This window comes from Dorea sp. D27, from assembly GCF_001185345.1.
Lineage (GTDB): Bacteria > Bacillota > Clostridia > Lachnospirales > Lachnospiraceae > Extibacter.
In genome coordinates, this window is sequence record NZ_KQ236744.1 from 339628 (window position 1) to 345902 (window position 6275).

The following is a 6275-nucleotide window of genomic DNA, read 5'->3' on the forward strand; positions in this document are numbered from 1 at the left end:
TGATAAAGGTGTGCGATACGATATATGATGCTTACTGTGATAATGGAGGTCTTGGGATTTGAAGGAACAGACAAAACTGCCGAAAGCAACGATTATAATCTGCTCGATAGCCGTATTGTTCGCTGTAGCCAGCAGCTATGCTGTGAACAGCGTGAGGGCTACCGCCCAGAGCATGTATGAACATCCTTATACGGTGACGAATGCCGCAAGAGCTATGCGTTCCCGCCTGCTGGATATGAAACGGTTTGTCAGTATGTTTTTGACAACCAGTTTTGAAAATGAGGAAAAGGCCCGGGAGTTATTTGAAGAGCGCTATGATATGCAGAACGAGGCGATTGAAAGCATAAGAAAGCATTATCTGGGTTCTGCAGAGGATGTAACGAATTTGAGGAAGGCAATGGATGATTTGATTGCCATACAAGAGGAGGCGCTGTTGTTTGTACGCAATCACACGAAGGAGGAAATCCTGGATTTTATTGATGAACGCGTTTATCCATATTATGACGCGCTTAACGATTGTCTGGAAAGAATCATCGTTTCGTCTGACACTAGAATATACGAGCTTACGAAGAATGTTGAGCATACTTCAGTCGTCTCTATCGCAACTGCCCTGCTTCTGGCATCTTTTATTATATTTCTGACAATATATTCAAACATAGCAGAGCGAAAAAGTGTCAAGGCTTTGGAAGCACGCGGGTACGAGCTGCAAGATGCACTTCTGCTTGCACAGAAAGCGAACAATGCCAAGAAGGACTCTTCCCGGCATCTGCTGTCGCTTATTAATAATGTACTGGATATGTCAAAGATTGATGCAGGAAAGCTGACAGTCAACCACGAACTGTTTCATATGCAGGAGTTGGCAGAATCTGTGGTTCTTCTTGTCGACTCTCAGGCAAAGGCACAGGAAAAGAACTCAATGCAGTAAAGTTTACCCCGCAGGGCGGGATGATTCAATTGGAAATCCAACAAAGGAAGTGCCAGAACGGCAAAGTGTCTGTTCGGTTTATTGTCAGTGATACGGGAATCGGTATGAGCGAGGATTTTTTGAATCGTCTTTTCGTGCCTTTTGAGCAGGCCGGCACGCATATATCCCAGAAGTATGGAGGAACAGGCCTGGGTATGGCTATTACCTATAATCTGGTGAATTTATTAGGCGGCTCCATTGATGTAAAAAGTAAGTTGGGAGAAGGAACTACTTTTACGGTAGAGCTGTCGTTTGACTTGCCGGAAGATATCGTGGATTACAGAACATGCCAGTTGGATTCTCTCAAGGTGCTGGTTGTGGATGACGAGGAAGATGCCTGTATCCATGCCGGCATGTTACTGAAACGCATGGGGATTACAGCGCAATATACGAGATCCGGAGAGGAGGCGGTCAGGATTGCTTTGGAAGCACACGATGCGGGGGCCGGTTACGATGTTTGCATTGTTGACTGGCGGATGCCCTGTATGGATGGGGTGGAAGTAACACGGAAGATTCGTGAAACGCTTGGTTCGGATGCCCTGATTATCATAATTTCAGCCTATGATTGGAGCGAGATCGAGGAAGAGGCACGTCAGGCTGGCGCAGACGCATTTATTGCTAAACCACTGTTTGAATCTGCTCTCAATAATGTCCTGGTATCTGTCTTTGGCACAAACCCTTCTTCCGATAAGCCGGAAGTGCCGGAAATAGATTACACGGGAAGACGTTTCCTTTTGGTCGAGGACAATGCGCTGAACATGGAGATTGCTGTTGAGCTGCTAAGCATGACCGGGGCGGAAATCGATAGTGCGGTAAACGGGCTGGAAGCTGTGGAACGGTTTGAATCTTCTCCTGCCGGGGCCTATGACGTAATAATTATGGACGTACAGATGCCGGTTATGGATGGCTATACCGCGACAAGAAAAATCCGTGCCGCCGGCCATCCAGACGCAAAAAACATCCCTATTATTGCGATGACCGCCAACACCTTTAACGAGGATATTGATGCGGCTTATGCAGCCGGCATGAATGGATATATCGCAAAGCCGGTCGATGTAAATATGCTCTATCAGGCGATAACAGCTTTTCTTAAACCAAATCCGGAACTGGCTCAACAGCCACACGACATCAGATAACAAGACGTCCGACAGGGCGGCCAAAACTTTGTGACACACACAAGTTCTGGCCGTTTTTTATTGCCATGAAATTACAAAAGTAACTTTAGTGGAAAAATGTCATTGCTTTTTTTGTGCAGTAATCGTATAATTGTTCTTGTAAAAACATTTAAAATATATAAAATGCACAAAACATAGAAAGGAGGGAGGACATGACATTTAAGAATACATATAGAATCGGGGTGTATGAGAAAGCCATGCCTGCAGAGCTTTCATGGGAAGACCGCTTGTCGGCGGCAAAAGAGGCCGGTTTTGACTATATAGAAATGAGCATTGATGAAACGGATATGAGGATGTCCCGGCTTGACTGGAGCGATGAACGGATATATGAGCTTTTAGAGGCGCAGAAAAGAGCAGGAATCCCTATAGAGACGATATGCTTCAGTGCACAGCGGAAATATCCGTTGGGGAGCAGTAAGTGGGAAAAAGAGGCTCGCGAGCTTCTGCGCAAAGGGATTCTGTTTGCCGGAAAAATGGGCATACGGATCATACAGACGCAGGGGTATGACTGCTATTATGATGAGACGAGCGATAAGGCCACAAGAGAAAGATTTTATAGAAATCTGGAAGAGGGTACGATGTTTGCTGCTTCTCATGGTGTAATGCTGGCTATCGAGACGATGGAAAATGATTTCATGAACACGGTGGAAAAAGCCATGGACGGCGTAAAGAGAGTAAATTCGCCGTATCTACAGGTGTATCCCGACATTGGGAATATCTTTAATGCCACGAAAGATGTAGCGGGAGACATAAATACCGGAAGAGGGCACATCGCAGCGGCCCACCTGAAAGAGACTGTGATTGGAAAATTCAGAGAGATTCCATATGGGACAGGGCAGGTGGATTTCCCTCTGGCTATTGCGAAGCTATATGAGCAGGGAGTCAGAAGATATGTTGCGGAGTTCTGGTACTGTGGGGAAGAGAACTGGAGAGAAATCGTGCGGGCTAACAGGGCTTTTCTTGATGAGCAGTTTGAAAAGGCAAGGCATCTTCTCGGTTTGCCGGATGATATCAATGCATAAGAAGTTCAGAAAGGGGTTCTGAGAATGGGAAAGTATGTAATAGGTCTGGATAACGGCGGCACTTCCACGAAAGCGGCTATCTTTGATCTGAAAGGTAAGGAAATCGCTGCAGCCGGAAAACAGACAAAAGTTATAACTCCGAAGTCTGGCTATACGGAACGTGATATGGAGGAACTGTGGCTGGCGAACTGTGACTGCGTAAGGCGGGCCCTCGGTAAGGCGGGGACAGACGGTGCGGATGTGCTTGGAATTGCTGTCTGCGGGCATGGAAAAGGCCTATATCCGTGGGGAAATAACGATAAGCCCGCATACAACGGGATTATATCGACCGACAGCCGTGCATGGAAGTATCCGAAGAGATGGCGAGAGGACGGGGTATATGATGAGCTGCACGGACAGCTGTGCCAGGAGCTGATGGCCTGCCAGCAAGTGTCGCTGCTTGCATGGTTTAAGGAGCATCGCAGGGATGTATACGACAATATGAAGTATGTATTCTCAGTAAAAGATTACATACGGTTCCGCCTCACCGGAGAAGCCTACAGTGAAGCGACAGACATCTCCGGATCTGGTCTCATGGATGTGAAGCATGCGAGGTTCGACAGGACGATACTGGAAAAGCTCGGCATAGGGGAGGTGTACGACAAACTGGCGCCGGTAAGATATTCGTATGATTTGTGCGGTACTGTGACGAAAGCGGCGGCGGAGCTGACCGGTCTCCTCGAGGGGACGCCTGTGGCAGGGGGGATGTTCGACATTGACGCATGTGCCGTCGCGGTCAACGTCATGTCACCAGAAGAGCTGTGTACGATAGCCGGAACATGGAGCATTAACGAATACATCTCCGAGACGCCGGTGCTGGACGGAAGCATTTCGATGAATTCGCTTTTTGCCGTACCGGGATATTATCTGGTAGAAGAATGCAGCGCCACTTCATCGGGAAATCTGGAATGGTTTTTAGAACACTGCATGGAAGATGAACGGATACCGGACGGGAAGACGATATACGATGTGGTAAATGAAAAGGTAAGCAGCATCGAGCCGGAAGAATCCGATGTCTATTTCCTTCCGTTCCTATATGGCTCCAATGCGCATCCGCTCGGGAAAGGGGCGATTGTCGGTCTTACTACTTATCATGATAAGGCACACATGCTCAGAGCAGTCTATGAAGGAGTGGTATATTCCCATCGGACACATATCGAGCGCCTCCTGTCCTCGAGGAAACCGCCGGAGGCCATCCGTATGGCAGGCGGCGCGGTGAATTCTAAAGTATGGGTGCAGATGTTCGCAGACGGTTTAGGACTGCCGATTGAGACGGTGGAAGCGAAGGAGCTGGGAGCTCTTGGCTGCGGAATGGCTGCGGCGATTGCGGCAGGGGTGTACAAAGATTATAAAGACGCTGCAGACCATATGGTGCATATATCCGACCGGATATATCCAGACAGGGAGAGGGCTGCTGTTTATCAGAAAAAGTATGAAAAGTACCGCGAAGTGGTCCGGGCGCTTGATACGGTCTGGGGACGGTTCGAGGTATAGAATATAAAAATGAAAGGTGGAAACATTATGGCAAACAAAGGAAGTACTCCAAAAACGATGAAGGCGCTAGTGGCATACAGCAAAGACGACTACCGCTTTGAACCAGAATATCCCGTACCGGATTGTGGGCCGGACGATATCATCATTAAGACAGAAGCGTGCGGCATCTGTGCCGGCGATTTAAAGTGCAGCCACGGCGCCGCTATGTTCTGGGGCGACGATGTACAGCCGGCGTGGGTAAAGCCTCCATTTGTACCAGGTCATGAATTTTTCGGCCGCATCGTGGAAATGGGTGAGAATGTAGATGGCTATGAACTGGGAGACAGAATTATTGCGGACCAGATTGTCCCATGTGGAAAATGCCGGTTCTGTAAGGATGGCCATTATTGGATGTGCCAGCCACACGATATGCTGGGCTTCCAGTCATATAATAACGGAGGCATGGCGGAGTATGTGAGATATCCAAAGAACTGTGTTATCAGCCGTGTCCCTGAAGATATGAGCATTGAACAGGCACTTCTCGTAGAACCTTATGGGTGTTCAAAACACGCGGTAGACAGAGGAAGCATCACGAATGAAGACATCGTTGTCATATCTGGTGCAGGAACGCTCGGCCTTGGCATGATTACATATGCAAGGATGAAAAATCCGAAGTTATTAATCGTACTGGATATGCAGGACGCGCGCCTTGAAAAGGCGAAAGAGTTCGGTGCGGATCTTGTGTTCAATCCAGGGAACTGCGATATCGACAGAGAGATAAAGGCGTTGACTGATGATTACGGCTGTGATGTATATATCGAGGCCACAGGCCATCCATCCAGCGTTATCCAGGGCCTGACCATCACAAGAAAGCTCGGCCGCTTTGTCGAATTCAGCGTATTCGGGGCAGAGACCTCCGTCGACTGGTCTATCATCGGAGACAGGAAGGAGCTGGATATCCTTGGGGCACACTTGAGCCCATATGCCTATCCGTTTGTCATCGACAATATGATGAAAGGAAACTTGAAGACCGAAGGTGTCGTCTCAAGCATGTTCCGCATCGAGGAATGGGAGAAGGCCTTCGACTATGCATCGGGAAAATACGGCGACTTTAAAGTGGCATTCAAGTTTTAACTGTAAGTTTAAGTAAATTAGGCGGCGGGCGGGGAGCCGGGTGGCAGATGCTTCGATGCGTACGAGGCTCCGACTATTTCACGTATCCCTAACCCTCCGAAATGCGCGCCGATAGCGGCTTGCATCACGCAGGATAAGGGCTACGGAAAGGATTCTCCGCCTCTCCCGCTTACACCTGCGCATCTCCCACCCGGCTCCCCGTCCGCTATCTACTTTACTAACAAGGGCGTGAGCGGACGTGTGACGTTACTGGCCAGCGGATGAACGCTGGCTGCGTCAGTTGAGTGATAAAATATCGCAAGCTTAATGTGAATAACACAAAGAGCAGATGAATGATAAGAGTTTTGCTAGTCCAGATGAATCAGGCTGGCGAATATGTTCGTTGTCAAGCAATTGCAGCTAGGCGTGCATGCCGTTGCTGAAAGAAGAGCCGGAACCAGGCAGGGGATGTTATCTCAACATCCCCGT

The 6275-nt window shown here is 48.5% G+C and carries 5 protein-coding genes; all 5 read left to right on the forward strand.

All coding sequences use genetic code 11. The features are described from left to right. Window positions 1-58 precede the first annotated feature (58 nt). The 5 genes from HMPREF0980_RS19445 to HMPREF0980_RS08145 all read left to right on the forward strand — a co-directional run bounded on the left by HMPREF0980_RS19445 (window position 59) and on the right by HMPREF0980_RS08145 (window position 5807). Window positions 59-925 (forward strand): MCP four helix bundle domain-containing protein, encoded by an 867-nt coding sequence (locus HMPREF0980_RS19445; protein ID WP_242847365.1) that lies wholly within the window; start codon window positions 59-61, stop codon window positions 923-925. Window positions 926-954: 29 nt separating this feature from the next. Further along, complete coding sequence (locus tag HMPREF0980_RS19450) at window positions 955-2100, forward strand: response regulator (RefSeq protein ID WP_049728646.1); 1146 nt, start codon at window positions 955-957, stop codon at window positions 2098-2100. Window positions 2101-2291: 191 nt separating this feature from the next. Next, the gene (locus HMPREF0980_RS08135; RefSeq protein WP_049728647.1) at window positions 2292-3161 is read left to right on the forward strand and encodes an L-ribulose-5-phosphate 3-epimerase; all 870 of its coding nucleotides are present in this window, start codon (window positions 2292-2294) and stop codon (window positions 3159-3161) included. 24 nt (window positions 3162-3185) lie between these two features. Further along, a complete protein-coding gene (locus tag HMPREF0980_RS08140; RefSeq protein ID WP_049728648.1) occupies window positions 3186-4694 on the forward strand; it encodes an FGGY-family carbohydrate kinase in 1509 nt (502 codons plus the stop codon). Between the two features lie 27 nt (window positions 4695-4721). After that, the gene (locus HMPREF0980_RS08145; RefSeq protein ID WP_198146213.1) at window positions 4722-5807 is read left to right on the forward strand and encodes an alcohol dehydrogenase catalytic domain-containing protein; all 1086 of its coding nucleotides are present in this window, start codon (window positions 4722-4724) and stop codon (window positions 5805-5807) included. The last annotated feature ends 468 nt before the right edge of the window (window positions 5808-6275 follow it).